This window comes from Variovorax sp. GW821-FHT09D04, from assembly GCF_059416405.1.
The window spans coordinates 164,755-190,621 of sequence record NZ_JBWKPA010000006.1 but is presented as its reverse complement, the minus strand read 5'-3'; the positions used below and the strand labels follow the sequence as shown (position 1 = coordinate 190,621).

Genomic DNA, 25,867 nt, shown 5'->3' with positions numbered 1-25,867 from the left:
TTTCATTTTGAGAATTTCCCGCGCTCTGTGCAAGTGTCAAGGGTTTTTGCCTAGGATAGTGCGAAAGGGCGGCATCCAAGATGCCTCGCTGAACCAGCCATCACCTTTCACGGAGACAGCCACATGCAGGTCGCTTTCAAGGTCAACGGCCGGCCGGTCACGGTCGACGCCCCACCCAACACCTTCCTTGTGCACGCGATCCGCGAGCACCTCCACCTCACCGGCACCCACGTCGGCTGCGACACCGCCCAGTGCGGCGCCTGCACGGTCCACCTGAACGGCCGCGCGGTCAAGTCGTGCAACATCCTGGTCGCGCAGGCTGCCGGCGCCGACGTCACCACCATCGAGGGCGTGGCCGCCGCCGACGGCACCATGCACCCCATGCAGGCGGCCTTCAAGGAATGCCACGGCCTGCAGTGCGGTTTCTGCACCCCGGGCATGGTCATGAGCGCCATCGACCTGTGCACCCACCACCCCAAGTCGAGCGAATCGGAAATCCGCGAGCTGCTCGAGGGCAACCTGTGCCGGTGCACGGGCTACCAGAACATCGTCAAGGCCGTGAAGATGGGCGGCGAGGCCATGGCATCGGGCAATCCGGTGCCGACCCAGCAAACCACGGTCACGGCCTGAGGAGAGCGACATGGGCGCTTCCGACTTCTCCAACCTGCCGCACATCGGCGAGGCATTGCGGCGCAAGGAAGACTATCGCTTCCTGACCGGCGCGGGCAACTACACCGACGACATCACGCTGGCCAACCAGAGCCATGCGGTCTTCGTGCGCTCACCGCACGCGCATGCCGTCATCAAGTCCGTCGACATCGCCGAGGCCTCGAAGATGCCCGGCGTGGTCGGCATCTTCAGCGGCAAGGACATCGAAGGAAAGATGGGCGGGCTGCCCTGCGGCTGGCTCATCAACAACCCCGACGGCACCCCCATGAAGGAGCCGATGCACCCGATCCTGGCGATCAACAAGGTGCGCTACGTGGGCGACCACGTCGCCATGGTGGTGGCCGAGACGGTCGAGCAGGCCAAGAACGCGGCCGAGGCCGTGGTGGTCGACTACGACGTGCTGCCCGCGCTGGTGAGCGTGGCCGACGCGGCCAAGAAGGCCAGCGGCGTCACCCTGCACGACGAGGCGCCCGACAACCAGTGCTACAAGTGGGCGCTGGGCGACAAGGCGGCGGTCGATGCGGTGTTTGCCACCGCCGCGCACGTCACCAAGCTCGACCTGGTCAACAACCGGCTCGTGCCCAACCCGATCGAGCCGCGCGTGGCCATCGGCAGCTACGCCCGTGGCACCGACGACTACACGCTCTACGTGTCGAACCAGAACCCGCACGTCGAGCGCCTGCTGATGACGGCCTTCGTGCTGGGCCTGCCCGAGCACAAGGTGCGCGTGATCGCGCCCGACGTGGGCGGCGGCTTCGGCTCCAAGATCTTCCTGTACGCCGAAGACGTGTGCCTGACCTGGGCGGCCAAGCAGCTCAACCGCAACATCAAGTGGACGGCGGAGCGCTCGGAGTGCTTCCTGTCCGACGCGCACGGCCGCGACCATGTGAGCCACGCCGAGATGGCGATGGACAAGGACGGCAAGTTCCTGGCCATGCGCGTGCACACCGACGCCAACCTGGGCGCCTACCTGTCGACCTTCTCGACCGCGGTGCCGACCATCCTGTACGCCACGCTGCTGGCGGGCCAGTACACCACGCCGCAGATCTACGTCGAGGTCGATGCCTGGTTCACCAACACCTCGCCGGTTGATGCGTACCGTGGGGCCGGGCGGCCCGAGGCCACCTACCTGCTGGAGCGCCTGGTGTCGCGCTGCGCCTGGGAAATGAACCTGGGCCAGGACGAGATCCGCAAGCGCAACTTCATCACCAGCTTCCCGTACCAGACGCCCGTGGCGCTGCAGTACGACACCGGCGACTTCCATGCCTGCATGGACAAGGCGCGGGTGCTGGCCGAGGTCGACGGCTACGCCGCGCGCAAGGCGGCGACCGAGGCCAAGGGCAAGCTGCGCGGCATGGGTTATTCGAGCTACATCGAGGCCTGCGGCATCGCGCCGTCGAACATCGCGGGGGCACTCGGTGCGCGCGCGGGCCTGTTCGAATGCGGCGAGATCCGCGTGCACCCGACCGGCAGCGTGACGGTGTTCACCGGTTCGCACAGCCACGGCCAGGGCCATGAAACCACCTTCGCGCAGGTCGTGGCCGCGCGCCTGGGCATTCCGGTCGAGAACGTCGACGTGGTGCACGGCGACACCGGCCGCGTGCCCTTCGGCATGGGCACCTACGGTTCGCGCTCCATCTCGGTGGGCGGCGCGGCCATCATGAAGGCGCTCGACAAGATCGAGACCAAGGCCAAGAAGATCGCCGCGCACCTCATGGAGGCGAGCGACGCCGACATCGAGTTCGCCAACGGCGAGTTCACGGTCAAGGGCACCGACAAGAAGATCCCGTTCGGCCAGGTGGCGCTCACGGCCTACGTGCCGCACAACTACCCGCTCGACAAGCTCGAGCCGGGCCTGAACGAAACCGCCTTCTACGACCCGACCAACTTCACCTTCCCGGGCGGCACCTACATCTGCGAGGTCGAGATCGACAAAGAGACTGGCGAAGTCAAGGTCGACCGCTTCACCGCGGTGGACGACTTCGGCACCATCATCAACCCGATGATCGTCGAGGGCCAGGTGCACGGCGGGCTGGTGCAGGGCATCGGCCAGGCGCTGCTCGAGAACTGCGTGTACGACAACGAAACCGGCCAGCTGCTCACCGGCAGCTTCATGGACTACGCCATGCCGCGCGCCGGCGACTTCCCGCAGTTCAAGCTCGACACCGTCTGCACCCCCTGCACCCACAACCCGCTGGGCACCAAGGGCTGCGGCGAGGCGGGCGCCATCGGGTCGCCGCCGGCCGTCATCAACGCCGTGCTCGACGCGCTGGCGCCGCTGGGCGTCAAGGATTTCGACATGCCCGCTTCGTCCAGCCGCGTCTGGGAAGCGATGCAGGCCGCCGCCAAGCCCTGAACGACACAAGAAATAACAGAGAAGGAATCACCCCATGTATGCCTTCACACTCGAACGGCCCGCCAGCGTGGCGGACGCGGCCCGGCTCATCGCCGCGGGCGGCAAGCCACTGGCCGGTGGACAGACCCTGCTGGCCTCGATGAAGCTGCGGCTCTCGGCGCCCGAGCAGCTCGTCGACCTCGGCGGCATCAAGGAACTGACCGGCATCAAGAAGGATGGCGGTGCGATCACCCTCGGCGCCATGTCGCGCCACCTCGACGTGGCGAACAATGCCGACGTGAAGGCCGCGTACCCGGCGCTCGCCGATCTCGCGTCGCGCATCGGCGACCGGCAGGTGCGCGCGATGGGCACCGTCGGCGGCTCGGTGGCCAACAACGACCCGGCGGCGTGCTACCCGAGCGCGGTGCTGGCCTCGGGCGCGACCATCGTCACCTCGAAGCGCGAGATTGCGGCCGACGACTTCTTCCAGGGGCTGTTCACCACGGCGCTCGAAGAAGACGAGCTGATCGTCGCCATCCGCTTCCCGATTCCGAAGCGCGCGGTGTACGAGAAGCTGCGCCAGAAGGCCTCGAACTTCCCGCTGGTCGGCATCTTCCTGGCGCAGTACGACAGCGGCGTGCGCGTGGCCGTCACCGGCGCGGGCAACGGCGTGTTCCGCCATGCCGGGCTCGAGGACGCGCTCAACAAGAGCTTCACCGCCGCGGCTGCCGCGGCCGTGAAGATCGACGCGAGCGACCTCAACAGCGACCTGCATGCCTCGGCCGCCTACCGCGCGAACCTGATCAGCGTGCTGACGCAGCGCGCCGTGACCAAAGCACTCGGCTGAAGCAGCCCAGCGCCGCCGCCCACCGGAAGGCGCGACACCCTCGCGTCTTCCGCTACGCTTGCCCATGATCTTCCCGACCATCGACGCCCTTTCCGACGGCTTGCGGCAGGCCGGCTACTTTGCCGACCGCCGCCTGGCCACCGCAGTGTTCCTCGCGCTCAAGCTGCAGCGCCCGCTGCTGCTCGAGGGCGAGCCCGGCGTCGGCAAGACCGAGCTGGCCAAGGCGCTGTCGACGGCCCTGAACCGCGAGCTGCTGCGCCTGCAGTGCTACGACGGCATGGAGCAGCGCGAGGCGCTCTATGAATGGAACTACGCCGCGCAGCTGCTGCACATGCGCGCGGCCGAAGCCACCGGGGCGGCACGCGACGTGGAGGCCGAGGTCTACCAGCCGCATTACCTGATCCGCCGCCCGCTGCTGCAGGCGCTGCAGACGCCAGCCCCTGGCTCGGTGCTGCTGATCGACGAGGTCGACCGCGCCGACGAGCCCTTCGAAGCCTTCCTGCTCGAGTACCTGGGCGAGTACCAGGTCAGCATTCCCGAGCTGGGCACCGTGCGCGCCGTGGTGCCGCCGGTCACCTTGCTCACCAGCAACCGCACGCGCGAACTCAACGACGCCGTGAAGCGGCGCTGCCTCTACCACTGGCTCGACTACCCGGAGCGCGAGCGCGAACTCGCCATCGTGCGCGCGCAGGTGCCGCAGGCCGGCGAGGCGCTGTCGGCGCAGGTGGCGGCTTTCGTCGCGCGGCTGCGCTCGGCGCCGTTCGTCAACGCCTTCCAGCGCGCGCCCGGCATCGCCGAAAGCGTGGAGTGGGCGCGGGCGCTCATCGCGCTCGACACCGTCGAGCTCGACCCCGAAGTGGTCGTCGACACCGCCGGCATCCTCTTCAAGCAGCGCGACGACGTGGCGGCTCTGACGCACGAGCTGGCCTCCGACCTGCTGAGGCCCGAGGAACCGCTCGCGAGCTGAGCGCGGCCGAGGCATCTACATGGCCGGCATCCAGCAACTCGGCGACGTGCGCAGCGGCAAGCTGGCGGGCAACATCGCCGCCTTCGGCCGCGCATTGCGCCGCGCCGGCGTGCGCACCGACGCCATGCGCATCGCGCTCGCCACCGAGGCGGCCACGCTGGTCGGCGTCGAAGACAAGCTCGACCTGGGCGCTGCCATGGAAGCCGTGATGGTCAGCCGCGAACAAGACCGGCTGGTGTTCCGCGAACTCTTCGACGCGTGGTTTCGCGACCCCGAGCTGGCCAACAAGCTGCTCGCCCAGATGCTGCCCAGCGCCGAAGGCAAGGCGGAGCCTTCCAAGCGGCGGCCGCGCGTGCGCGAGGCGCTGAGTCCACCGCGCGACGCCGTGAAGCCCGCGGCGCCGACGAAGCCCGACGAGGAGATCAAGTTCGACGCCGCCATGACGGCCAGCGACCGCCAGCGGCTGCAGCATGCCGACTTCAACGCGCTGGGCGCGGCCGAGTACCGGCTGGTCGAGCGGCTGGCGCGCGACATCACGCTGCCGGTGCCCCGGCTGCCCACGCGCCGCCTGCGCCCGGCCGGCGATGCGGGCAGCGCGCACGCCCGCATGCACTGGCCCGGCGTGCTGCACGAGGCGGCCCGCACTGGTGGCGAGATCCTGCGCCTGCCCCGGCTGTCGCGGCGCGAGCAGCCCTTGCCGCTGCTGGTGCTGGTCGACGTGTCGGGCTCGATGGAGCGTTACGCGCGCCTGCTGCTGGCCTTTCTGCATGCCGCCACGCGGCGCGCCGGCCGGCGCGACGTGTTCGCCTTCGGCACGCGGCTGACCGACCTCACGCCGGCCTTCCGGCTGGCCGACACCGACGCCATGCTGGAGGCCGCCAGCCTGGCCATCGACGACTTCGCGGGCGGCACGCGGCTGGGCGGCTCGCTGGCCGAGCTGCGCCAGTCGCATGCGCGCCGGCTCATCGGCCGCCGCACGCTGGTGCTGGTGATCAGCGACGGCCTCGACACGGGCGAGCCCGCCTTGCTCGAGACCGAGCTGCAGTGGCTGAAGCGCCATTCGCGCCGGCTGCTGTGGCTCAACCCGCTGCTGCGCTTCGAGGGCTACGCCCCTCTGGCGCGTGGGGCCGCCGTGCTGCACCGCCATGCGGACGCGATGCTGGCGGTCCACAATCTGAATGCACTCGAACAGCTGGCCGCCAGCCTGGCCGCGCTGATGCGCGCCAGCCGATAGCGCGGATCTCAGGAAGGAACAAAGGAAACCCACCATGGAAATGCTCGGAAACCGCCGCCTCGGCGTCACCCAACAACAGGCCTGGGACGCGCTCAACGACCCCGAGACGCTCAAGAAGTGCATCCCCGGCTGCGACAAGTTCGAGCTCACGGGCGACAACACCTACAGCGTGGCGCTGGCCGTGAAGATCGGCCCGGTGTCGGCCAAGTTCAGCGGCAAGGTGATGCTGTCGGACATCGTCGCGCCCGACGGCTACAAGCTCACTTTCGAGGGGCAGGGCGGCGTGGCGGGGTTTGCCAAGGGCTCGTCGAGCGTGTCGCTCAAGCCGGTGGCCGTGGCCGACAGCGCACCCATCGCAGAGGGCGCACCTGCTGCCGAAACCGCCCCCGTGGCCACGGCACCCGCCGGCTGCGAACTCGACTACACCGTGCAGGCCCAGGTCGGCGGCAAGATCGCCCAGCTCGGCCAGCGCCTGATCGACGGCGCGGCCAAGTCCACCGCCGACGATTTCTTCAAGCGCTTCGAGGCCGAGATGCAAAGCCGCTACGGCCCGCCGCCTGCACCGCCCGCGGAAGCGGCGGCCGAGGCGCCCGCCGAGAAGGCCGGCGTGATGTCGGGCCTCATGAAGAAGATGGGCTTCGGCAAGAAGGACGGCGAGGACGCCGCCACCCCGGGCGACGCCGCCTGACGCACAAGGTCCTGCCATGGAAAACCTCGACGTCATGGTGCTGCGCACGCTGCGCGACTGGCGGCGTGCCGGCAAGCGCGCGCTGCTGACCACCGTGGTGCGCACCTGGGGCTCGTCGCCGCGGCCCGTGGGCTCGATCATGGCGCTGGCCGAGGACGGCGCCGTGGTCGGCTCGGTCTCGGGCGGCTGCATCGAGGACGACCTCATCGCGCGCTACAGCCACGCCCACGGCAAGGGCGAAGACGTGCCGCTGGGCGCGCCGCCCGCGCTCGTCAAGTACGGCATCACGGCCGACGAGGCGCACCGCTTCGGGCTGCCCTGCGGCGGCACGCTCGAACTGCTGCTCGAATACGCGCCCGATGCCGACGCGCTCGACACGCTGGTCGCCGAACTCGAACGCGGCAAGCTCATGCGCCGCACGGTGACGCTGGCCACCGGCGCGGTGCGGCTGGCCGAGGCGACCGCGCCCGACGAGCTCACGGTGAACGACACCGAGCTCACCAACACCTTCGGCCCCGAGTACCGCATGCTCCTGATCGGCGCCGGCCAGCTCGCCGAGTACCTCGCGACCATGGCCAAGTTCAGCGGCTTCGCCGTGACGCTGTGCGACCCGCGCGCCGAGTACCGCACCGCGTGGACGCTGTCCGGCGTGACGATCACCACCGAGATGCCCGACGACGCCGTGCTGGCCTTCAAGCCCGACCGCCGCAGCTGTGTGGTCGCGCTCACGCACGACCCCAAGCTCGACGACCTCGCGCTGCTCGAGGCATTGCAGAGCGAGGCCTTCTACGTGGGCGCCATCGGTTCGCGCCGCAACGCCGATGCGCGGCGCGACCGCATGATCGAGCACTTCGACCAGACGGCCGCATCGCTGGCGCGCCTGCGCGGGCCCATCGGTATCTTCATCGGCAGCAAGACGCCGCCGGAGATCGCGGTGAGTGTGATGGCGGAAATTCTGGCCGTGAAGAACGCGGTGACCTTGCCGCGCGAAGTGGAAGTGGCGCGCGCCAAGGAAATCCAGCAGCTGCAACCCAGCTGAACTGAATTGCGGGGCGAGGCTCAGTCCACGCCCAGCAGGTCGTAGATGCGGCGCACGTACTCGCCGAACTCGGGGCTGGTCTTCACGTGCAGCTTGCGCGGCTCGGGCAGGTCGATGCGGAAGAAGTCGGCCATGCGTGCCGGCCCGGCCGTGAGCACGGCGCAGTGCGAGCCCAGGAACACGGCTTCCTGGATGCTGTGCGTGACCACGATGAAGGTCTTGCGGCTGCGCTCCCAGATGCGCAGCATCTCCAGGTTCATCTTCTCGCGCGTGAGCGCATCGAGCGCGCCGAAAGGCTCGTCCATGAGCACCAGCTTCGGATCGTGGATGAGCGCACGTGCGATGGCGGCGCGCTGCTGCATGCCGCCCGAGAGTTCGTAGGGCAGCTTGTCGGCGAAGCCCGTGAGGCCGACCATGTCGAGCAGTTCGTGCGCGCGTGCCTTGGCGGCCTTGCGTTCCAGCCCGAGGATGTCGGCGGGCAGCAGCACGTTCTCCAGGATGGTGCGCCACTTCAGCAGCAACGGCTGCTGGAACACCATGCCGACGTCGCGGCCCGGGTTGAAGCCCGCCCCACCGGGGCCGCCGATCTCGAGCGTGCCGCCGTCGTGGCCGTGCAGGCCCGAGAGAATTTTCAGCAGCGTCGACTTGCCGCAGCCCGAGGGGCCGACCAGCGAGATCATGTCGCCCGCATGCACGTCCATCGTGACGTCGGAGACGGCGAGGAATTCTTCGTTGCGCTTGCGGTAGACCTTGCGCAGCTGCCGCATGCGGATCAGCGGCACATCTTGTACGGGGGCCAGAACGGCGCTCATGCCAGCCACCGTGCCAGGTTGTCGCGCACGAAGGCGTCGTCGGCCAGGTCACCGTGCTGGCGGTAGACGCGGTCGATCTCTGCTGACTGCCCCCGGCCCAGGCCTTCTTCCGGATCGAGGCACCAGATGCCTTCGAGCAGGCCCTGGCGCCGTAGCACCTCGTGGCAGCCCGCGATGCAGCCGTGGAAGTTGTTCGCCACGTCGAAGAAGGCGGCGTTGCAGTCGGTCACGCGCGAATCGAGCGCGAGCAGGGCGGGGCTCAGCGCGCCGCCGCTGGCGGCCAGCTCGGCCTTGATCTGCTGCAGCTGGTGCACCGCGCTTGACGTCCACACCGACCAGTGGCCCAGCAGGCCGCCGCGAAAGCGCACCTGCACGGGCGCGCCGTCGCGCATCGCGGCAAAGGGCAGCGCCAGATCGAGCACGATGTGGTCGTCGTTGCCGGTGTAGAGGAACACGCGCTCCTCGGCGCGCGCATCGACCAGCCCGCGCACCACGTCGATGCTGCGGTAGCGGTTGAAGGGCGCGACCTTGATCGCCAGCGCGTTCGGAATGAGCGCGAAGCGGCGCCAGAAGTCGCTCGAGAGGATCGGGCCGCCGACCACGGTCTGCAGGTAGAAGCCGATCAGCGGGATCTCCTGCGCCACCGCCTCGCAGTGGGCGATGAGCGCGTCTTCCGACGCGCCGGCCAGCGCCGCGAGGCTCAGCAGCCCCGCGTGATAGCCCAGGGAGACGGCGGTGCGCGCCTCGGCCCGCGCCTGCGCGGCCGGGCCGCACAGGCCCGCGATCATCGCCATCGGGCGGTCGTTCCAGGCCAGGCGGTCCTGCATCGCAGCTTCGAGCACGGTGGCGTACAGGCCGCGCTCGCGGATCGCGAACTGCGTGGTGTGCACGCCCACCGCGAGGCCGCCGACGCCGGCATCGACGTAGTAGCGCGTGAGCGCGCGCTGACGCTGGCGATCGAACTGACGATCGGCGTCGAGCGCGAGCGGGTGCGCCGGGATGACGGTGCCTTGCGACAGCAGCGCAAGCACGTCGGCGGGAAGGTCGGAGCGGTTCAGTGGCATGGGCGAAGGTCCTCAGGCGAACTCGGGGCCGGCGATGGCGTGAATGAAGGCGGGGTGTCCGGTGGGCGGCTGCGTGCCCTCGCGCGTGGCCAGCGCCATGCGTGCGAAGCTGCGCTGCGGTGTGAAGCCGGCGGCGCGTAGCGCGGCGGTCATGGTCTTGCGGTCGTCGGGCACGTCGACGTAGATGCGGCCGTCGAGGCCGCGTGCGGCCTGTGTCAGCAGCGCGGCGGCCGTGGCCTCATCGGACGACAGCAGCGGCCCGATGTGGTGCGCGGTGCGGCCCGCACGCACGAGGCCGAAGCCCAGGCCGTTGCGCACGCAGCGGCTGTCTGCGCGCCCGAGCAGGTCGGCGAGCACAGCGGGGCGCGCGAAGCCCAGCGCCTGCGCGTCGAGTGCGGCGAGGTTGTCGAGGGCGGGTTTGTCGGCGCTGAGCGATGCGGTGGCGGGCGCGGCCTCGCGCTGCCAGCGCGTGAGCCGCCACAGCGGCGTGAAGCCGAAGCTCGCATAGAGCGGCTCGCCCTGCGGCGTGGCGTCGAGCATCGCGACAAGGCCGGCGGTCTTCACCTGGTCGAGGCAGCGCGCGAACACCGCGCGGCCCAGGCCTTGTCCGCGCGCGGTGGGTATCACGAGGATCATGCTGATCCAGGCGACGCCTTCCATCGGCAGCACCGCGCCGCTGGCGATGAGCTGGCCCGCCTCGTCACGCACGCCATGCAGCGTGCCTAGCCGCTCGAACAGCCGCCAGTCGAGCGCGGTCTGGTTCCAGCCGCTCGCGGCAACCAGCGCGTCGAGCATCGGGGCGATGCCGGGCGTGATCGACGACAGGGCTTCGACGGCGGGCATGGTCATGGGCTCAGTACTTGCCGTCGCGCGATTCGAACTTCGTGGGCTTGCCGTACTGGCGCTGTTCGCGCGAGATCCAGTCAGCCACCCAGCGGATCTGCTGCGCCAGCGGCACGCGCGGGTAGCCGAACAGGCGCTCGGCCTCGCCGGTGTTCATGAGCCAGGCAGTGGGCGCCTCTTGTCCGCTGATCGTCACGGGCTTGCCGAACTGGCGCGCGAATTCTTCAGCAAGCCAGCGGATCGACGTCGTCTCGGGCCCGCTCACGTTCAGCGGCGAGGTCGGCACCGTGGCCGCCGCGAGGCAGCGCAGCGCCTGCGCGTTCGCGTCGCCCTGCCAGATCACGTTGACGTGGCCCATGGTCACGTCGACCGGCTCGCCGCGCCACACCTTGAGCGCCACGTCGGCCAGCACGCCGTAGCGCAGGTCGATGGCGTAGCTCAGGCGGAACAGCCGCCCGGGCGTGTCGTGGCGCTGCGAGAAGTACTCGAACATGCGCTCGCGGCCCACGCACGAGTTGGCGTACTCGCCGGGCGGGTTGGGCGCGTCGCTCTCGCTCGCGCCCTGGCTGGTCACGGGCACGAAGGGGTACACGCAGGCGGTCGAGAAGGCGACGATGCGCGAGGCATGGAAGTGCTCGGCCACCAGCGCCGGCACGTGCGCGTTCATGGCCCAGGTCAGCGGGTTGTCGGCGTCGGCGCCGAACTTGCGCCCGGCCATGAAGACCACGTTGGCGCACGGCGGCAGCGCGGCGATGGCGGCGCGGTCGAGCAGGTCGCAGGCGATGGTCTCGATGCCGTGTGCTTCGAGCGCTTCGCGCACGCCGGCTTCGCTGAAGCGGGCGACGGCGATCACGCGGCGACCGGGCATCGCGTTCTTGGCGAGGCGGGCCAGCGTCGGGCCCATCTTGCCGCCTACGCCGAGGATCATCAGGTCGCCGTCGAGGCGGGCCATGTCGCGCACGAGGTCGCGCGAGGGCGTGGCCAGGTAGTCTTCAAGCGCGGCTTCGCTCTCGAAGCGCTCGGGAAAGGGCAGGTCGTCGAGGACAGGCGTGGAGGTCATTGGATTCTTGCGTCCTGGGTGATGAAGAGGCGCTCCAGCAGAAGCACCAGCAGATAGAGCAGCACGCCCAGGCCCGTGATGAGCAGCACGGCCATGAAGACCGCGGGCGTGTCCAGCGAGGCCTGGACCTGGATCATCAGATAGCCCAGGCCGCGTTCCGAGGCGATGAACTCGCCCACCACCGCGCCCGCCACGGCGAGGATGGTGGCGACCTTCATGCCCGAGAACACGTACGGCAGCGAGCCCGGCAGCTGGATGTAGCGAAACAGCTGCCAGCGCGAACCCTTGAGCGCGCGCACGAGGTCGAGCAGCTCGGGCTCGGTCTCGTTCAGCCCGCGGATGGTGGTCAGCAGGATCGGGAAGAAGCACAGGCTGAACGTGATGAGGATGTTCGGCCCGATGCCGTAGCTGAACCACACGATCACCAGCGGCCCCATCGCCACCTTCGGAATCATGTTGAGCGTGACCAGCAGCGGGAACACCAGCAGCATCAGCCGCTTGCTGGTGATGAAGAGCAGCGCGCAAAGAATGCCGAGCACCAGCCCCAGCGCGTAGCCGCCGAACACTTCGAGCGCGGTGACGCCGGTGTTCTTGAGCCAGCTGTAGTTCGGGTTGGCCAGCGTGGCCAGCACCTTCGAGGGCGCCGGCAGGATGAAGGGCTGGATCGCGAAGATCCGCACCGCCAGCTCCCACAGCGCGATGCCCGCGAGATGCACCGCGACCACGAGGGCCCAGCGCTGCCATTCGGGGCGCTCGCCCGACAAGGGCGCAGGTGCGGGGGGCGCCAGAGCGCCATCAGGTGCCGTCATCTCAATTCCTGGGTCTAGGAAGCAATGCGGCGAATCATAGGAGTCGCCACGACCCGAGTCAACCAACTAGTTGATAATTTTCATGCGGCGGCCTTGTCGGGCCGCAAGGCATTGAGCGCGAACTCGATCACGTGCCGGCGGCGCTGCAGCAGCGCGCCGCGTGCATCGAGCGGCTTGCCGAAGATGGCCGACAGCGTGTGGTTGTTGGAGAAGAAGAAATACGAGATGCCGGCGATCGAGATGTAGAGGTTGATCGCGTCGAAGTCGGGCCGGAACACGCCCGCCGCCACGCCGCGCTCGAGCGTGGCCTCGAGCATCTCGATGAAGGGCGAGTGCATCTTCTGCAGCCGCTCCGACTCGCGCAGGTGCGCGCCGTGGTTGCGGTTCTCGTCGGCCAGCAGCGCGATGAACTCGGGGTGCTCGGCCAGGTAGTCGAACGAGAAGGCCACCAGCTGCTTCATGGCTTCGAGCGGCTCGAGTTCGTCGAGCGTGAGCTTCTGTTCCTTCTCGCGGATCTCGGCATAGACCGACTCGAGCGCGACCAGGTACAGCCCCTGCTTGCTGTCGAAGTAGTGGTACACGAGCTGCTTGTTGACGCCGGCGTTGGCGGCGATCTCGTCGACGCGCGCGCCCGCGAAGCCCTTGGTGGCGAACTCGGCCACCGCGGCAGATATGAGCGCCTGCTTGGCGGCGACGGGATCGCGCTCGCGTTTCGTGGCGACGGCGGTGCGGGCGGGCTTGGTGGCGGTCATGGTGTTTTTGATTCTCCCGGCAGGGGCAACGCAGTCTGGATGATCTGGATTGCCTGTCAACCAAACAGTTGGTAATATGAATTTCAGGACCTGTTTTTACCTTCTTTTGGAGTGTTCCGCATGAAAAAGCTGTTGTCGGCCGCCGGCGCCACCGCCTTGCTCATGGCCTCGGCCCCTGCCGCGTTCGCGGCCGATGCCATGAGCCTGATGCTCAACTGGACACCCACGGCCGATCATGCGCCGATCTATTTCGCGAAGGCCAAGGGCTGGTACACCGAAGCGGGCATCGACCTGAACATCGAGGCCGGCAAGGGTTCGGCCGTGTCGGCGCAGCGCGTGGGCACCGGCGGCAGCGACCTGGGCATTTCCGACCTGCCCACCACGATCCAGGCCAAGGGCAAGGGCGCCGACGTGAAGGCCGTGATGGTCATCTACGCCAACAGCCCGCAGGGCTTCTACTGGCTCAAGTCGTCGGGCATCAACGGGCCCAAGGACTTCGCGGGCCGCAAGATCGGCAACCCGCCCGGCGACGCCGCGCGCCTCATGTGGCCGGCCTTCGCCAAGAAGATGGGGCTCGACCCGGCCAGCGTGACCTTCGTCAACGTGAGCCCGCAGGCCAAGGTGGCGGCGCTGAAGAGCAAGTCGGTCGACATCATCAGCGACTTCTACAACGAGCACGACCTGAAGGCGCGCGAGTTCGGCGCCGACCTGGGCTTTCAGCCGTGGCGCGACGCGGGCGTGAACGTGTACGGCAACTCGCTGATCGTGAACGGCCCGTACCTCGCGAAGAACTCCGGCCAGGTGAAGAAGTTCGTGGCCGTGACGCAGCGTGCCTACGACGCGTGCGTGAAGAGCTTCGAGCCCTGCCTGCAGGCGCTGCAGGCCAGCGTGAGCGGCCTCACGCCCGACAACCAGCGCGACCAGTGGAATCGCATCAAGCAGCTGATGCGCGACGACACCACCACCAAGGTGGCGCTCGGTGCCTTCGACGGTGCGCGTGTGAAGGCCGACTATGAGCTGGTGTCCTCGCTGATCGGCATCGACAAGGCCTACGACCCGGCGATGCTGTTCACCAACGAGTTCCTCGACAAGGGCGTGCGCATGGCGCCCAACTGATGGGAAGAAGCCGCTTCAGCGCGACTCGGAGGAAGGCGGCACCTTCGTGTTGCCCTTCTGCCGTTCGCGGAAGAGGGCGGCGCGCATCAGGAAGATGGTGGTGATCGGTGCCGTCAGCACGATGAACAGCACGATCAGCACCGCGTGCAGGAACAGGCTGAAGCCCTGCACCGAGAAGTAGGCGATGGTGGCCACCGTCAGGCACCAGGCGCCCACCGTGGCGCCCAGCGTGGGCGCATGGATGCGGCGGAAGAAGGTGGGCAGGCGCACCAGGCCGAAGGAGCCGATGGCCGCGAAGGCCGCGCCGAGCACCGCGAATATGGCCGTAATGATCTCGGCCCACAGGGGCAGGGCAGTGCCGCTCATTCGATGACCTCCCCGCGCAGCAGGAACTTGGCGATCGAGGTCGAACCCACGAAGCCGAACAGCGCCACCAGCATCGCCGCCTCGAAGTACACGCTGCTCGCGTAGTTGATGCCCAGCACCAGCATCATCAGCATGCCGTTGATGTACAGGCAGTCCAGCGCCATCACGCGGTCCTGCGCGGACGGGCCGGCCAGCAGGCGAAAGAGCGCGCACAGCATCGCCACGGCCAGCAGGAAGAGCGCGGCCTTCAGGGCCCAGAAGAGAACAGGCGTCATGATTCGAAAATCTCCATCAGCGGACGTTCGTAGCGGGTCTTGATCAGGGCGATGAAGGCCGCTTCGTCCTCGAGGTCGAACACGTGGATCAGCAGCGTGGTGCGGTCGAACGACACCTCGCCCCAGGCCGTGCCGGGCGTGAGGCACATGATCATCGCGAGCACGGCGAGGCCGTTGGGGTCGCGCATGTCCAGCGGAATCTGCACGAAGCGCGCCGAGATGTCGGCGGTGCGGCGCGTGAGCAGCAGCCGCGCCACGTCGTACGCCGACTTCAGCATGTCGAAGGTGACGAGGAACGACAGCCGCAGCGCCACGCCGGGCCGGCGCATGCGCACGGTGGCGGGGCGCAGGCCCTTGGTGATCAGCGGCACCGCAATGGCGAGCAGCGCGGCCGACAGCAGCGTGGCCGCCTCGAGCGACTGGTTGAGCAGCAGCCAGATGACGAACAGCGCGAACGACAGCGGCGGGGACGGCATCAGGCGCTTCATGGCTTCGCCTCCGCCTTCGCGGGCACCGGGTTGGGCTTCTGCTTGGCACCGAGCACGGCCTCGCGGTACGCAGTGGGCGTGCGCAGGCCGCCGGCGGTGGCTTGCGCGTGCTGCATCACGGGCTCGGCCCAGACCGTGAGCGCCACGCAGGCCGCGAGCAGGGCGGCCACCGGCAGCACCTCGAGCGCGGGCAGCGAGGGCATGGTGGGGTGGTGCTGGGTCCAGAAGTGGCGGATGCCGGTGCGGCTCAGGGCGATCAGCGAGAGAAAGCCCGAGACGATCAGCAGGCCCAGGAAGGTCCAGCCGGCCGAGGCCACGGCCCTGCCGTCGAGCAGGCCCGAGAGCATCGCGAACTTGCCGACAAAGCCCGACAGCGGCGGCAGGCCTGCCAGCAGCAGCGTGCACAGCATGAAGCTCAGGCCCAGGAAGGCCACGCCCGCCGGAATGGCGCGGCCGTAGAGCGCCTGGGCATCGTCGTCGAGGTTCACGTCGTCAAGCGCGCGCAGGTCTTCGGCCAGGAAGGGTGCGTTGCCCGCCGCCTCGTGCGGCGCGACGCTCATGCCCGCGTTGCGCCAGCGCTCGATCATGTCGATCAGCAGGAAGAAGGCCGCCACCGCGAGCGTGGAGCTCAGCATGTAGTACAGCGCGCCCGCCCACACGGCCGGATCGCCCAGCCCGACGGCGGCCAGCAGCGTGCCCGCCGACACCAGCACGCTGAAGCCCGCGAGGTTCGACAGCCGCTGCGTGCCGACGATGCCGATGGCGCCGACGAACAGCGTCGCCAGCCCCACGCCCACCAGCGCGGCCTGCCCGAAGGCGGCCGAGGCGCCGGTGTCGGGCGCGAACAGCACGGTCCACAGGCGCAGCACGGTGTACACGCCGAGCTTGGTGAGCAGCGCAAACACCGCGCCCACCGGCGACACGGCCGCGCTGTAGGCCGGCACCAGCCAGAAGTTCAGCGGCCACGCGCCCGCCTTGGCGAAGAACGCGGTGGCCAGGATGGCCGCGGCCGCGTGCACCAGGCCGCGGTCGCCTGGCGCGAGCTCGGCGATGCGCGCGCCCAGATCGGCCATGTTGAGCGTGCCGGTCACGCCGTACAGGATGGCCGCGCCGATCAGGAACAGCGACGAGGCCGCGAGGTTGATCGCAATGTAGTGCAGCCCGGCGCGCACGCGCAGCCGGCCAGAGCCGTGCAGCAGCAGGCCGTACGAGGCGGCCAGCATCACCTCGAAGAACACGAACAGGTTGAACAGGTCGCCCGTGAGGAAGGCGCCGTTCAGGCCCATGAGCTGCAGCTGCAGCAGCGGATGAAAGTGCACGCCCGCGCGGTCCCAGCGCGAGGTCGAATAGATCGAGGCCGCGAAGGCGACCACGCCCGTGAGCGCGACCATCATGGTCGAGAGCCGGTCGGCCACCAGCGTGATGCCGAAGGGCGCGCGCCAGTTGCCCGGCAGGTACACGCCGATGGAGCCCGGGCCGCCGCCGGTGTCGGCCGCGTTCACCCAGCGCAGCAGCGCCAGCGCGGCCAGCAGGCCGATCAGGCCCGAGACCACGCTGAGGAACGATTTCGTGCGCCGGTGGTTCTCGTTCATCAGCAGCATCAGCGCCGCCGTGAGCATGGGCACGAGGATGGGCACCGCCACCAGGTGCGGCATGCTGAACTCGAGGAAGCGGTCGAGCAGGTGGAACACGTCGTTCATTCGACCGCCTCCCGCTCTTCACCGTCCACGTGGTCGGTGCCCGACAGGCCGCGCGAGGCGAGCATGACGACGAGGAACAGGGCGGTCATCGCGAAGCCGATCACGATGGCCGTGAGCACCAGCGCCTGCGGCATCGGGTCGGCCGTGTTGGCCAGCGTGGCCTTGAAGCCTTCGACCAGCACCGGCTCGCTGTCGACCTTGAGCCGGCCCATGCTGAAGATGAACAGGTTGACCGCGTACGAGATGAGCGTCAGGCCCATGATGACCTGGAAGGTGCGCGGGCGCAGCAGCAGGTACACGCCCGACCCCGTGAGCACGCCGATGGCGATGGCCAGCACGATTTCCATCAGCGGGCCCCTCCGGTGGCGGCGGCAGCCTCTTCGGCTTCGGCGGCCGCGCGGGCCTGCGCTTCTTTCTCTTCTTGTTCGTCGGCCCAGCGGTGGCTTCGGATGGACTGGTGAGCCAGCGCGGTCAGGATCAGCATGGTGGCGCCGAGCACCAGCGCGAACACGCCGATGTCGAAGAAGAGGGCACTGGGCACGTGCATGTCGCCCAGCAGCGGCACGTGCACGTGCGCGGTGTGCGTGGTGAGGAACGGGTAGCCGAACACGATCGCGCCGCCGCCGGTGGCCAGCGCGAACAGCAGGCCGATGGCGATCCAGCGGCGCGGGTAGATGCGCAGGTGCTCTTCCACCCACTCGGTGCCCGAGACGATGAACTGCAGCACCAGCGCGACCGACATCACCAGCCCCGCGACGAAGCCGCCGCCGGGCGCGTTGTGGCCGCGCATGAAGAAGTACACCGACACCAGCACGGCCACCGGCAGCACCAGGCGCACCAGCACGGCCGGCACCATCAGGTAGCCGATGGCGGAGTCGGTGGCGCGGCGCGGATTCAGCAGGTCGCTGCTGCCGTCGTCGACCTGCAGGCGTTGCTGAATGGGCAGCGCCATCGATTCGATGGCCGGGCGGAAGCGCCGCAGCAGCGCATACACGGTGAGCGCCACGATGCCCAGCACCGTGATCTCGCCGAAGGTGTCGAAGCCGCGGAAGTCGACCAGCATCACGTTGACCACGTTGGTGCCGCCGCCTTCGGTGAGCGCGCGTTCGAGGAAGAAGGGCGAGATGCTCTGCGGGAAGGTGCGCGTCATCATCGCCCAGGCCAGTGCCGCCATGCCGCAGCCGGCGATGGTGGCCACCAGCAGGTCGCGCCCGCGCCGACCCCAGGGCCGCAGTCGCATGCGCGCGGGCTGCACCACGTCCTTGCTGCGCATCGGCAGCCAGCGCAGGCCCAGCAGGATGAGCACCGTGGTCACGGCCTCGACCACCAGCTGCGTGAGCGCCAGATCGGGCGCCGAGAACCAGATGTAGGTGACGCACGAGACCAGCCCGGCGCCCGCGGCCAGCATCAGCGCCGCGAGCCGGTGGAACTTGGCCTGCCAGGCGGCGGCCACGGCGCAGGTGCAGCCGATGAGCCAGGTCATCGCGAACATCGGCGAGAACGGCAGCAGCTCGCGCGTGCCGCGCTCGGCCGGCGTGGTCCACAGCGAGGCCGCGGCGCCCGCCACGGCCACCACCACCAGCCACAGCAGCTGCCACTGCAGGCGGCGCGTGCCGAAGAGGCGGCGGCTGCGGCGGCCGGCTTCGCTCAGCAGCGCGATCAGGTGTTCGAAGATGAGCTGCCCGTCGAAGCGGTGCAGCAGCGGCGTGTGCTCCAGGCGCCCGCTGCCCAGCGGACGGCGCAGCAGCAGGTAGAGCACGGCGCCGCCCGCGAGCGCGACGAAGCTCATCATCAGCGGCAGGTTGAAGCCGTGCCACACGGCCAGGCTGTAGACGGGCAGCGTGCCGCCGACCACCGGCGTGGCCGCGGCCGCGAGCATCGGGCCGACCGACCAGGCCGGAGCCACGCCCACCACCAGGCACACCAGCACCAGCAGCTCGACCGGCACGCGCATCCAGTGCGGCGGCTCGTGCGGGGGCTTGGGCACGTCGGGGCCGCAGGGCGGGCCGAAGAACACGTCGAACACGAAGCGCGCCGAGTACGCCACGCTGAAGATGCCCGCGAGGGTGGCGATGACCGGCAGGCTGAAGTCGATCCAGGGCGTGGCCTGGATGAAGACGGTCTCGGCGAAGAACATCTCCTTCGAGAGAAAGCCGTTGAGCAGCGGCACGCCGGCCATCGAGGCGCTCGCGATGATGGCCAGCGTGCCCGTGATGGGCATGAGGCGCATCAGGCCGCTGAGTTTGCGGATGTCGCGCGTGCCGGTCTCGTGGTCGATGATGCCGGCCGCCATGAACAGCGAGGCCTTGAAGGTCGCGTGGTTCATCACGTGGAAGACCGCGGCCACCGCCGCCAGCGGGCTGTTCAGGCCCAGCAGCAGCGTGATGAGGCCCAGGTGCGAGATGGTCGAGTAGGCCAGCAGCGCCTTCAGGTCGCGCTGGAACATGGCCGCGAAACCGCCCAGCAGCAGCGTGATCGCGCCCGCGCCGCCCACCATCCAGAACCACTGCTCGGTGCCCGAGAGCACGGGCCACAGCCGCGCCATCAGGAACACGCCCAGCTTCACCATGGTGGCCGAGTGCAGGTAGGCCGACACCGGCGTGGGCGCGGCCATGGCGCGCGGCAGCCAGAAGTGGAACGGGAACTGCGCACTCTTGGTGAACGCGCCGAGCAGGATCAGCACCAGCGCCACCGGGTACAGCGCGTGCGCGCGGATGATGTCGCCCGAGGCCAGCACGATGTCGAGCTCGTAGCTGCCGACGATGCGGCCCAGCACGAGCACGCCGGCCAAGAGGCACAGCCCGCCCGCGCCGGTGACAGTGAGCGCCATGCGCGCACCGCGCCGCGCGTCGCGCCGGTGGTGCCAGTAGCCGATGAGCAGGAAGGAGAACAGGCTGGTGAGTTCCCAGAACAGCACCATCTGGATCAGGTTGCCCGAGAGCACCACGCCCATCATCGCGCCCATGAACGCGAGGAAGAACGAGAAGAAGCGCGGCACCGGGTCGGAGGCCGACATGTAGTAGCGCGCATAGAGCACCACCAGCGCGCCGATGCCCAGCACCAGCATGCAGAACAGCCACGCGAAGCCGTCGAGGCGGAACACGAGGTTCAGGCCGAGGGCGGGCAGCCACTCGATCTCCTGGCGCAGCACGTTGCCGTGCGCGATCTGCGGAAAGAGCCAGGCGACCTGGATCGCGCAGCCCAATGCGACGAGCCCTGCGAGGGTCGACTCCCGGTTGCGCGCGTTGGACGGCATCAACGCGGCCAGCACGCTGGCAAGAAAGGGGAGTGCGACGAGAAGGGCGAGGGGCATCGGGGGTCGATTCTATCGACCGACCCTCTGGAGAGCCCCTGTCTATAACCGCAGGAGCACGGGCAGTTTTTTCGCTGTCACGAAGCCAGCACGAGCTGCACGCTGCGGATGCCCAGCCAGGTCAGCACCAGCGAGCCGCACAGGTGCAGCAGGCCGGTGCCCAGCGCCAGCAGCGGTCGTCCACCGAGCAGCAGCGCGACCACTTCGGCCGAGAAGCTCGAGAAGGTCGTGAGCCCGCCGAGGAAGCCGGTGATGAGCAGCAGCCGCCACACCGGGTCGAGCTGCGGCAGCGCCTGGAAGACGGCCACGGCCACGCCGACGAGGTAGCCGCCGACGAGGTTGGCGGCCAGCGTGCCGTAGGGCACGGGGCCGCCGGTGTTGAGCCAGAGGCCCAGGCCCCAGCGGGCGAGGGCGCCGCACGAGGCGCCCACGCAGATCGCTAGAACCGGCAGCAGAGGAGGCATCCGTTCCCTTGTCGTCGTCGCACTGTCATTTCTCCTTGCCCATCACCAGGTCGGGCAGGATCGTGACGATACCCGGGAACAACGTGATCAGCGCGATGCACAGCACGAGGCAGAAGAAGAACGGAATCGCCGCCCTGGCGATCACGTTGCTGTCCTTGCCTGTCATGTTCTGCAGCACGAACAGGTTGAAGCCCACCGGCGGCGTGACCTCGGCGATCTCGACCAGCAGCACCACGAAGATGCCGAACCAGACCAGGTCGAAGCCCGCCTTCTGGATCATCGGCAGCACCACCGCGCTGGTCAGCACGATCATCGAGATGCCGTCCAGCGCCGTGCCCAGCACCAGGTACACCACCACCAGCGCACCGATGAGCGCATAGGGCGACAGGTGCATGCTGTCGACCCATTCGGCCAGCTCACGCGGGATGCCGGTGAAGGCCATGGTCTTGGTCAGGAACGCAGCCCCGGCCAGGATGAACATGATCATGCAGCTGGTGCGCGTGGCACCCATGATCCCGTCCTTGAAGTTCTGCCAGGTCAGGCTCTTGCCGTAGGCCGCGATGGCCAGCGAGCCCAGCACGCCGAAGGCCGCGCACTCGGTGGCCGTGGCCCAGCCGGCCACCAGCACCCAGACGATGAACACGATCAGCAGCGCGCACGGGATGAGGTTGCCTGAGAGCCTGATCTTCTCCATGAAGGTGGTCGGTGGATCGGCCGGCGGCACCTGGTCGGGGTGGCGCAGGCTCCACCAGCCGATGTAGCCCGAGAACAGCAGCATCAACAAAAAGCCCGGTAGGAAGCCCGCCAGGAAGATGCGGATGATCGACGCGTCGGCCGCCACCGCGTACACCACCATGGTGATCGAGGGCGGAATCAGGATGCCCAGCGTGCCGGCCGTGGCCAGCGAGCCGATGGCCAGCTTCTCGTTGTAGCCGCGGCGCTTGAGCTCGGGCAGCGCCACCTTGGCGATGGTCGCGCAGGTGGCGGCCGAGGAGCCCGAGACCGAGCCGAACACGCCGCAGCCGAGGATGGTGGTGTGCATGAGCCGGCCGGGCACGCGGTTGAGCCACGGCCTCAAGCCTTCGAACATCTCTTCGCTGAGCTTGGTGCGGAACAGGATCTCGCCCATCCAGATGAACAGCGGCAGCGCCGCCAACTCCCAGCTCGCGTTGCTTTCCCAGAAGGCCGAGAACAGGTTCTTGCCGGGCAGGGTGTTGGTGAAGAAGGCCTGGCCGACCCAGCCGACGATGGCCAGGGTCATGGCGATCCAGACGCCGCCGGCGAGCAGCAACAGCATGATGCCGAGCAGCAGCGCGCCCATCAGAAGGGTTTCGAGCATCGGTGTCTTTGTTGTTGTCGTTCAGACGTCGGAGGAGAAGTCGCCCGCAGCATGGCGCTCTTCGACGGCGCGCTGGTAGCTGGGCTTCTCGCCGCGCACCACGCCGACGAGTTCGTCGACCATGGCGATCAGGAGCAGCCAGCAGCCGATCACGAAGCTCGATTGCGGAATCCAGATCGGGATCACGAGCAGGCCCGTGGCCATCTCCTTGAACTCGTAGCTTTCGTACGTGAAGCTGGTGGCCCAGTAGGTCAGGTAGGCCACCGACACGGCGGCGACCAGCAGGCAGGCCACGTCGAGCACGCGGCGCACCTTGGGCGGCACGGCATCGAGCAGCAGCGTGACGCGCACGAAGTCGCCGTGCCGGAACGCATGCGCCATCGCGAAGAAGGCCGCCGCCGCGCACAGCCAGGCCACCGCGTCGTTGAGCCCGCTCACGTGCCAGTTCATCTGCCGGCCCACGCCGGCCACGATCATCAGCACGAAGATCAGGAAAACGCAGAACGCGCCGAGCGCGCCGGCACCGTTGTACAGGCGGTCGAGGAAGCGCCTCACGGCTTACTTCTTCTTGTAGGCGTCGACGATCGCCGCGCCGTCGGCACCGGCCGCCTTGAGCCAGTCGGCCTGCATGATGCCGCCGACCTGGCGCATGTCGGTGTCCAGCTTGGGCGAGGGCTTGTGGATCTTCATGCCGCGCTCGGCCAAGAGGCGCTTGTACTCGTCGTTCTTCTCCTGCGCGACCTTCCAGCCGCGTGCTTCTGCATCGGCGGCAGCCTTGGTGACGGCGGCCTTGCCGGCGGCGTCGAGTGCATCGAAGGCCTTGGCGTTCACGAGGATCGCGTTCTTCGGAATCCAGGCCTGCGTGTCGTAGAAGTTCTTGATGTGCTCGAAGGTCTTGGTGTCGTAGCCGGTGGAGCCCGAGCTCATGTAGCTCTCGATCACACCCGTGGCCATGGCGGCGCTCAGTTCGGCCTGCTGGATCTGCACCGGCTGCGCGCCGATGAGCTCGGCGATCTTGGCCGTGGCCGGGCTGTAGGCACGCCACTTGATGCCACGCAGGTCGGCCACCGAGCCGATCTCCTTCTTGGTGTAGATGCCTTGGGGCGCCCATGGCACCACGAACAGCACCTTGATGCCTTGCGCAGCCAGCAGCTTGTCCATCGCGGGCTTGGAGGCGTCGTAGAGCTTGCGGGCCTCGGGATAGGTCGTCGCCAGGAAAGGCACGCCGTCCAGCGCGTAGATCGGGTTCTCGTTGGCGTAGTTGGCCAGCAGGATCTCGCCGGCCTGGGCCTGGCCGCTTTGCACGGCGCGCTTGATTTCGGGCGCCTTGAACAGCGACGCGTTGGCGTGCACCGTGATCTTCAGCTTGCCGCCGGTGGCCGCGTCCACGTCTTTGGCGAACTGCGTGATGTTCTCGGTGTGGTAGTTGGTCGCGGGGTAGGCGGTGGGCAGGTCCCACTTGGTTTGCGCGAAGGCGGCGGCGCCAAGGGTGAGGCCCGCCAGGGCAATGCCGAACTTGTGATTCATGGACGCGCTCCGGAATGTAGTCAAAGCTGAATGAAAGAAAAGCATACGTGCAAATTCCGGGCCATTCGCTGAGGCATTTCCCTGCCATGTGGCGTCGATGCGGCACCAGCTGCGGGCATGAAAAAACCGCCTCGAGGGCGGTTTCTTCGGTTCAGGGCGAGGTCACTGCTTGGCGGGTTTCGCCTCGGCCACCTTGGCGGCCTTGCTTGCCTTGGCCGGTGCCGCCGCGCCGTTGAAGCTCTGGCCGTTGACCGTCAGGCCCTCGGCCGACAGCTTGGCCGCGCTCTTCTCCTTCACGCCCTTCACGCGCTGCATGAGGTCGGGCCAGTCCTTGAACTCGCCTTCCTTGCGCGCGTCGAGGATGCGCTTGGACAGCGACGGGCCGACGCCCTTGAGGCCGTCGAGGTCGGCGGCGCTGCCCTTGTTGGCGTCGACGGCGGCAAACGAGACGGCCGCGAAGCACATGGCGAGCGTGGCGATGACTTTCTTGAACATGGTGAAAACTCCCTCTTTCAATCGTTGGTATGGCTATGCCGACAGGAATATCGGCTTCGGCTCAACGAGAGGGCGCGCGCACCAGTTGACGTGAAAACGGGGCCCAGGGCCCCGTGTGACGATTGTTCCGAACCGTGGTCAGAGTTCTTCCACGCGCCGCGGCGGATAGCTGTCCCAAGCCTGGCAGCCGGGGCAGTGCCAGAAGTACTGGTGCGCCTCGAAGCCGCAGGCCGCGCAGCGGTAGCGCATGAGCGGACGGGTCGCCTGGTCGAGCGCGCGTTGCACCTGCGGATGGAACTGCTCGTGCTCGAAGCGCTCGCCGGCGAGCCAGCGCGAAGCCGCGACGAGCGAGGGCTGGTGCGCGAGGTGGGCGATGTAGCTGTCGCGCGGCGTGGGGGCTTCGGTGGGCGTGTCCGATGGCGTGGCGTCGGGTGTGCCGCCGAGCGCGATCAGCGCCTCGAGCACGTCGATCGACGGCGACTCGGCATAGCGCCGCTGCAGCAGCGCCAGCGCCTCGCCTTCGCGCTGCGCGGCCACGGCGGCCTTCTGCAGCGACGCGGCGTACAGCGGCAGCGCCAGCGGCGCCGTGTCGCTGAGCCCTTCGAGCGTGTCGAAGGCCGCGGCGGCTTCGCCGTTGCGCAGCTGCAAGGTGGCGGTGTCGATGGCCGGGCGCGGTGCCTGCGGCGCCAGGGCGCGGGCCTGCGTGAGCAGGTCGCCGGCGCCCTGCAGGTCGCCGGCCGCGACGCGTTCGTTGGCCTGCTCGCACAGGTGGTGGGCGCGGCGCGTGCTGTAGCTGGCCTGGTCGGACTCGTCGAGCTTCTGTGCCACGTCGGCGGCCTGCGCCCATTCGCGCGAGCGTTCGTAGATGGCCAGCAGCGCGAGCCGGGCCTCGTTCTCGTAGCGCGTGCCTTCGAGCTTCTGCAGCGCCGCTTCGGCGCGGTCGAGCAGGCCGGCGCGCAGGAAGTCTTGCGCCAGCGCGTGCTGCGCGCGTTCGCGGTCGGCACGGCTCAGGTCGCCGCGGCCCAGCAGGTGCTCATGCACGCGCACGGCGCGCTGGTACTCGCCGCGGCGGCGGAACAGGTTGCCGAGCGCGAAGTGCAGCTCCTGCGTGTCGGGGTCGTTCTGCACGGCCTCGATGAAGGCGTCGATGGCCTGGTCCTGCTGCTCGTTGAGCAGGAAGTTCAGGCCGCGAAAGTAGGCCTTGGGTGCCTGCCGGTTCTCGAGCTTGAGCTGGCGGATGTCGAAGCGCGATGCGAGCCAGCCCAGCACGAAGGCGACGGGCAGGCCGATCAGCAGCCAGCTGGGATCAAAGTCCATGTTGACGTACGGCGGGAAGGTCGGTGGCGGAGATGGACGGCGTTGCCGCGGAGGCGGTCGCAGTGGCCAGCGGTGCGGGCGAGGGGGCTTCGGTGGTCGCAGGCACTTGCGCCGCGGCGGCGCGGTGTTTCCACCAGCCGGGCAGCATCCCCAGCGCGCCGACCACGAGCCCGCCGGCAAAGGCCGCGAGCACGACGAGCACCAGCGGCGCGCGCCAGTGGGTTCCGAAGAAGAAGTAGACGGTCGCGTCGTGCTGGTTGTTCAGCGCGAAGGCGAAGAGCGTAAAAAAAATGGCTGCCTTGAGCAGCCACAGGAGGTACTTCATAGCTGTTCCCGTTGCCGGGAGCA

Annotated in this window: 27 protein-coding genes; 8 read left to right on the top strand and 19 right to left on the bottom strand. The window is 68.6% G+C overall.

The window, feature by feature from the left end; translation table 11 throughout:
* Positions 1 to 123: 123 nt before the first annotated feature.
* The 7 genes from AC07O4_RS19740 (at position 124) to AC07O4_RS19710 (ending at position 7,779) form a co-directional block, all read left to right on the top strand.
* Positions 124 to 630 carry a (2Fe-2S)-binding protein gene (locus AC07O4_RS19740; RefSeq protein WP_062468730.1) on the top strand — a complete coding sequence of 169 codons (507 nt, stop codon included), beginning with the start codon at positions 124 to 126 and terminating at the stop codon, positions 628 to 630.
* A 10-nt stretch (positions 631 to 640) separates the two neighbouring features.
* A complete protein-coding gene (locus AC07O4_RS19735; RefSeq protein ID WP_495305416.1) occupies positions 641 to 3,025 on the top strand; it encodes a xanthine dehydrogenase family protein molybdopterin-binding subunit in 2,385 nt (794 codons plus the stop codon).
* 34 nt (positions 3,026 to 3,059) lie between these two features.
* On the top strand, positions 3,060 to 3,851 hold the full coding sequence (locus AC07O4_RS19730) for an FAD binding domain-containing protein (protein WP_159274620.1): 792 nt from the start codon (positions 3,060 to 3,062) through the stop codon (positions 3,849 to 3,851).
* Between the two features lie 64 nt (positions 3,852 to 3,915).
* Complete coding sequence (locus AC07O4_RS19725; RefSeq protein ID WP_095744327.1) at positions 3,916 to 4,818, top strand: AAA family ATPase; 903 nt, start codon at positions 3,916 to 3,918, stop codon at positions 4,816 to 4,818.
* 19 nt (positions 4,819 to 4,837) lie between these two features.
* The gene (locus tag AC07O4_RS19720) at positions 4,838 to 6,052 is read left to right on the top strand and encodes a vWA domain-containing protein (RefSeq protein ID WP_495305415.1); all 1,215 of its coding nucleotides are present in this window, start codon (positions 4,838 to 4,840) and stop codon (positions 6,050 to 6,052) included.
* A 34-nt stretch (positions 6,053 to 6,086) separates the two neighbouring features.
* Positions 6,087 to 6,740, top strand: a complete 654-nt coding sequence (locus AC07O4_RS19715; RefSeq protein WP_495305414.1) for an SRPBCC family protein — start codon at positions 6,087 to 6,089, stop codon at positions 6,738 to 6,740.
* 16 nt (positions 6,741 to 6,756) lie between these two features.
* On the top strand, positions 6,757 to 7,779 hold the full coding sequence (locus AC07O4_RS19710; protein WP_495305413.1) for an XdhC family protein: 1,023 nt from the start codon (positions 6,757 to 6,759) through the stop codon (positions 7,777 to 7,779).
* 20 nt (positions 7,780 to 7,799) lie between these two features.
* On the opposite strand, the gene AC07O4_RS19705 is transcribed toward AC07O4_RS19710, so the two are convergent.
* The 6 genes from AC07O4_RS19705 to AC07O4_RS19680 form a co-directional block, all read right to left on the bottom strand.
* The gene (locus AC07O4_RS19705) at positions 7,800 to 8,591 is read right to left on the bottom strand and encodes an ABC transporter ATP-binding protein (protein WP_495305412.1); all 792 of its coding nucleotides are present in this window, start codon (positions 8,589 to 8,591) and stop codon (positions 7,800 to 7,802) included.
* Positions 8,588 to 9,655, bottom strand: coding sequence for a dihydrodipicolinate synthase family protein (locus tag AC07O4_RS19700; protein ID WP_495305411.1), 1,068 nt, complete (start codon positions 9,653 to 9,655; stop codon positions 8,588 to 8,590). The genes AC07O4_RS19705 and AC07O4_RS19700 overlap by 4 nt, the downstream gene beginning before the upstream one ends.
* 12 nt (positions 9,656 to 9,667) lie before the next feature.
* Positions 9,668 to 10,504 carry a GNAT family N-acetyltransferase gene (locus tag AC07O4_RS19695; RefSeq protein ID WP_495305410.1) on the bottom strand — a complete coding sequence of 279 codons (837 nt, stop codon included), beginning with the start codon at positions 10,502 to 10,504 and terminating at the stop codon, positions 9,668 to 9,670.
* A 4-nt stretch (positions 10,505 to 10,508) separates the two neighbouring features.
* Positions 10,509 to 11,558: an NAD-dependent epimerase/dehydratase family protein gene (locus AC07O4_RS19690; protein WP_495305409.1), complete on the bottom strand. Its 1,050-nt coding sequence runs from the start codon at positions 11,556 to 11,558 to the stop codon at positions 10,509 to 10,511.
* Positions 11,555 to 12,367, bottom strand: a complete 813-nt coding sequence (locus AC07O4_RS19685) for an ABC transporter permease (protein ID WP_082549019.1) — start codon at positions 12,365 to 12,367, stop codon at positions 11,555 to 11,557. Before AC07O4_RS19685 ends, AC07O4_RS19690 begins: the two co-directional genes overlap by 4 nt.
* An 80-nt stretch (positions 12,368 to 12,447) precedes the next feature.
* Positions 12,448 to 13,119: a TetR family transcriptional regulator gene (locus AC07O4_RS19680; protein WP_495305408.1), complete on the bottom strand. Its 672-nt coding sequence runs from the start codon at positions 13,117 to 13,119 to the stop codon at positions 12,448 to 12,450.
* Between the two features lie 120 nt (positions 13,120 to 13,239).
* Here AC07O4_RS19680 and AC07O4_RS19675 point away from each other — a divergent pair, with 120 nt between their 5' ends.
* Positions 13,240 to 14,235 carry an ABC transporter substrate-binding protein gene (locus tag AC07O4_RS19675; RefSeq protein ID WP_495305407.1) on the top strand — a complete coding sequence of 332 codons (996 nt, stop codon included), beginning with the start codon at positions 13,240 to 13,242 and terminating at the stop codon, positions 14,233 to 14,235.
* 15 nt (positions 14,236 to 14,250) lie between these two features.
* Here the strand turns inward: AC07O4_RS19675 and mnhG are convergent, their stop codons facing one another.
* From mnhG to AC07O4_RS19610, 13 genes are all read right to left on the bottom strand, one after another.
* A complete protein-coding gene (gene mnhG / locus AC07O4_RS19670; RefSeq protein WP_495305406.1) occupies positions 14,251 to 14,601 on the bottom strand; it encodes a monovalent cation/H(+) antiporter subunit G in 351 nt (116 codons plus the stop codon).
* Positions 14,598 to 14,876, bottom strand: coding sequence for a K+/H+ antiporter subunit F (locus AC07O4_RS19665; protein ID WP_062468691.1), 279 nt, complete (start codon positions 14,874 to 14,876; stop codon positions 14,598 to 14,600). The genes mnhG and AC07O4_RS19665 overlap by 4 nt, the downstream gene beginning before the upstream one ends.
* On the bottom strand, positions 14,873 to 15,364 hold the full coding sequence (locus tag AC07O4_RS19660) for a Na+/H+ antiporter subunit E (RefSeq protein WP_062468688.1): 492 nt from the start codon (positions 15,362 to 15,364) through the stop codon (positions 14,873 to 14,875). The genes AC07O4_RS19665 and AC07O4_RS19660 overlap by 4 nt, the downstream gene beginning before the upstream one ends.
* A complete protein-coding gene (locus AC07O4_RS19655; RefSeq protein WP_495305405.1) occupies positions 15,361 to 17,064 on the bottom strand; it encodes a monovalent cation/H+ antiporter subunit D in 1,704 nt (567 codons plus the stop codon). The genes AC07O4_RS19660 and AC07O4_RS19655 overlap by 4 nt, the downstream gene beginning before the upstream one ends.
* Positions 17,061 to 17,411 carry a Na+/H+ antiporter subunit C gene (locus AC07O4_RS19650; protein ID WP_056582686.1) on the bottom strand — a complete coding sequence of 117 codons (351 nt, stop codon included), beginning with the start codon at positions 17,409 to 17,411 and terminating at the stop codon, positions 17,061 to 17,063. Before AC07O4_RS19650 ends, AC07O4_RS19655 begins: the two co-directional genes overlap by 4 nt.
* The gene (locus AC07O4_RS19645) at positions 17,411 to 20,377 is read right to left on the bottom strand and encodes a monovalent cation/H+ antiporter subunit A (protein WP_495260525.1); all 2,967 of its coding nucleotides are present in this window, start codon (positions 20,375 to 20,377) and stop codon (positions 17,411 to 17,413) included. Before AC07O4_RS19645 ends, AC07O4_RS19650 begins: the two co-directional genes overlap by 1 nt.
* A gap of 77 nt (positions 20,378 to 20,454) precedes the next feature.
* Positions 20,455 to 20,841 carry a fluoride efflux transporter CrcB gene (gene crcB / locus AC07O4_RS19640; RefSeq protein WP_062468679.1) on the bottom strand — a complete coding sequence of 129 codons (387 nt, stop codon included), beginning with the start codon at positions 20,839 to 20,841 and terminating at the stop codon, positions 20,455 to 20,457.
* A 25-nt stretch (positions 20,842 to 20,866) separates the two neighbouring features.
* On the bottom strand, positions 20,867 to 22,180 hold the full coding sequence (locus AC07O4_RS19635; RefSeq protein WP_175497132.1) for a TRAP transporter large permease: 1,314 nt from the start codon (positions 22,178 to 22,180) through the stop codon (positions 20,867 to 20,869).
* 21 nt (positions 22,181 to 22,201) lie between these two features.
* Entirely contained in the window at positions 22,202 to 22,735 is a 534-nt protein-coding gene (locus tag AC07O4_RS19630) for a TRAP transporter small permease (protein WP_062468676.1), read from the bottom strand.
* Between the two features lie 3 nt (positions 22,736 to 22,738).
* Positions 22,739 to 23,707 carry a TRAP transporter substrate-binding protein gene (locus tag AC07O4_RS19625; protein WP_062468673.1) on the bottom strand — a complete coding sequence of 323 codons (969 nt, stop codon included), beginning with the start codon at positions 23,705 to 23,707 and terminating at the stop codon, positions 22,739 to 22,741.
* Between the two features lie 162 nt (positions 23,708 to 23,869).
* Positions 23,870 to 24,202 (bottom strand): ComEA family DNA-binding protein, encoded by a 333-nt coding sequence (locus AC07O4_RS19620; protein WP_062468671.1) that lies wholly within the window; start codon positions 24,200 to 24,202, stop codon positions 23,870 to 23,872.
* 138 nt (positions 24,203 to 24,340) lie between these two features.
* Positions 24,341 to 25,519 carry a lipopolysaccharide assembly protein LapB gene (lapB, locus tag AC07O4_RS19615; protein WP_495305404.1) on the bottom strand — a complete coding sequence of 393 codons (1,179 nt, stop codon included), beginning with the start codon at positions 25,517 to 25,519 and terminating at the stop codon, positions 24,341 to 24,343.
* The gene (locus tag AC07O4_RS19610) at positions 25,509 to 25,844 is read right to left on the bottom strand and encodes a LapA family protein (RefSeq protein WP_062468665.1); all 336 of its coding nucleotides are present in this window, start codon (positions 25,842 to 25,844) and stop codon (positions 25,509 to 25,511) included. The genes lapB and AC07O4_RS19610 overlap by 11 nt, the downstream gene beginning before the upstream one ends.
* Between the last annotated feature and the right edge of the window lie 23 nt (positions 25,845 to 25,867).

Coding starts and splice junctions, on each gene's coding strand:
- AC07O4_RS19635 (WP_175497132.1), bottom strand. CDS start 22,180: ATGCTCGAAACCCTTCTGATGGGCGCGCTGCTGCTCGGCATCATGCTG.
- mnhG (WP_495305406.1), bottom strand. CDS start 14,601: ATGAGCGGCACTGCCCTGCCCCTGTGGGCCGAGATCATTACGGCCATA.
- AC07O4_RS19735 (WP_495305416.1), top strand. CDS start 641: ATGGGCGCTTCCGACTTCTCCAACCTGCCGCACATCGGCGAGGCATTG.
- AC07O4_RS19610 (WP_062468665.1), bottom strand. CDS start 25,844: ATGAAGTACCTCCTGTGGCTGCTCAAGGCAGCCATTTTTTTTACGCTC.
- AC07O4_RS19665 (WP_062468691.1), bottom strand. CDS start 14,876: ATGACGCCTGTTCTCTTCTGGGCCCTGAAGGCCGCGCTCTTCCTGCTG.
- AC07O4_RS19690 (WP_495305409.1), bottom strand. CDS start 11,558: ATGACCTCCACGCCTGTCCTCGACGACCTGCCCTTTCCCGAGCGCTTC.
- AC07O4_RS19620 (WP_062468671.1), bottom strand. CDS start 24,202: ATGTTCAAGAAAGTCATCGCCACGCTCGCCATGTGCTTCGCGGCCGTC.
- AC07O4_RS19740 (WP_062468730.1), top strand. CDS start 124: ATGCAGGTCGCTTTCAAGGTCAACGGCCGGCCGGTCACGGTCGACGCC.
- AC07O4_RS19625 (WP_062468673.1), bottom strand. CDS start 23,707: ATGAATCACAAGTTCGGCATTGCCCTGGCGGGCCTCACCCTTGGCGCC.
- AC07O4_RS19730 (WP_159274620.1), top strand. CDS start 3,060: ATGTATGCCTTCACACTCGAACGGCCCGCCAGCGTGGCGGACGCGGCC.
- AC07O4_RS19700 (WP_495305411.1), bottom strand. CDS start 9,655: ATGCCACTGAACCGCTCCGACCTTCCCGCCGACGTGCTTGCGCTGCTG.
- AC07O4_RS19685 (WP_082549019.1), bottom strand. CDS start 12,367: ATGACGGCACCTGATGGCGCTCTGGCGCCCCCCGCACCTGCGCCCTTG.
- AC07O4_RS19705 (WP_495305412.1), bottom strand. CDS start 8,591: ATGAGCGCCGTTCTGGCCCCCGTACAAGATGTGCCGCTGATCCGCATG.
- lapB (WP_495305404.1), bottom strand. CDS start 25,519: ATGGACTTTGATCCCAGCTGGCTGCTGATCGGCCTGCCCGTCGCCTTC.
- AC07O4_RS19645 (WP_495260525.1), bottom strand. CDS start 20,377: ATGCCCCTCGCCCTTCTCGTCGCACTCCCCTTTCTTGCCAGCGTGCTG.
- AC07O4_RS19675 (WP_495305407.1), top strand. CDS start 13,240: ATGAAAAAGCTGTTGTCGGCCGCCGGCGCCACCGCCTTGCTCATGGCC.
- AC07O4_RS19660 (WP_062468688.1), bottom strand. CDS start 15,364: ATGAAGCGCCTGATGCCGTCCCCGCCGCTGTCGTTCGCGCTGTTCGTC.
- crcB (WP_062468679.1), bottom strand. CDS start 20,841: ATGCCTCCTCTGCTGCCGGTTCTAGCGATCTGCGTGGGCGCCTCGTGC.
- AC07O4_RS19725 (WP_095744327.1), top strand. CDS start 3,916: ATGATCTTCCCGACCATCGACGCCCTTTCCGACGGCTTGCGGCAGGCC.
- AC07O4_RS19680 (WP_495305408.1), bottom strand. CDS start 13,119: ATGACCGCCACCAAGCCCGCCCGCACCGCCGTCGCCACGAAACGCGAG.
- AC07O4_RS19720 (WP_495305415.1), top strand. CDS start 4,838: ATGGCCGGCATCCAGCAACTCGGCGACGTGCGCAGCGGCAAGCTGGCG.
- AC07O4_RS19650 (WP_056582686.1), bottom strand. CDS start 17,411: ATGGAAATCGTGCTGGCCATCGCCATCGGCGTGCTCACGGGGTCGGGC.
- AC07O4_RS19655 (WP_495305405.1), bottom strand. CDS start 17,064: ATGAACGACGTGTTCCACCTGCTCGACCGCTTCCTCGAGTTCAGCATG.
- AC07O4_RS19710 (WP_495305413.1), top strand. CDS start 6,757: ATGGAAAACCTCGACGTCATGGTGCTGCGCACGCTGCGCGACTGGCGG.
- AC07O4_RS19715 (WP_495305414.1), top strand. CDS start 6,087: ATGGAAATGCTCGGAAACCGCCGCCTCGGCGTCACCCAACAACAGGCC.
- AC07O4_RS19695 (WP_495305410.1), bottom strand. CDS start 10,504: ATGACCATGCCCGCCGTCGAAGCCCTGTCGTCGATCACGCCCGGCATC.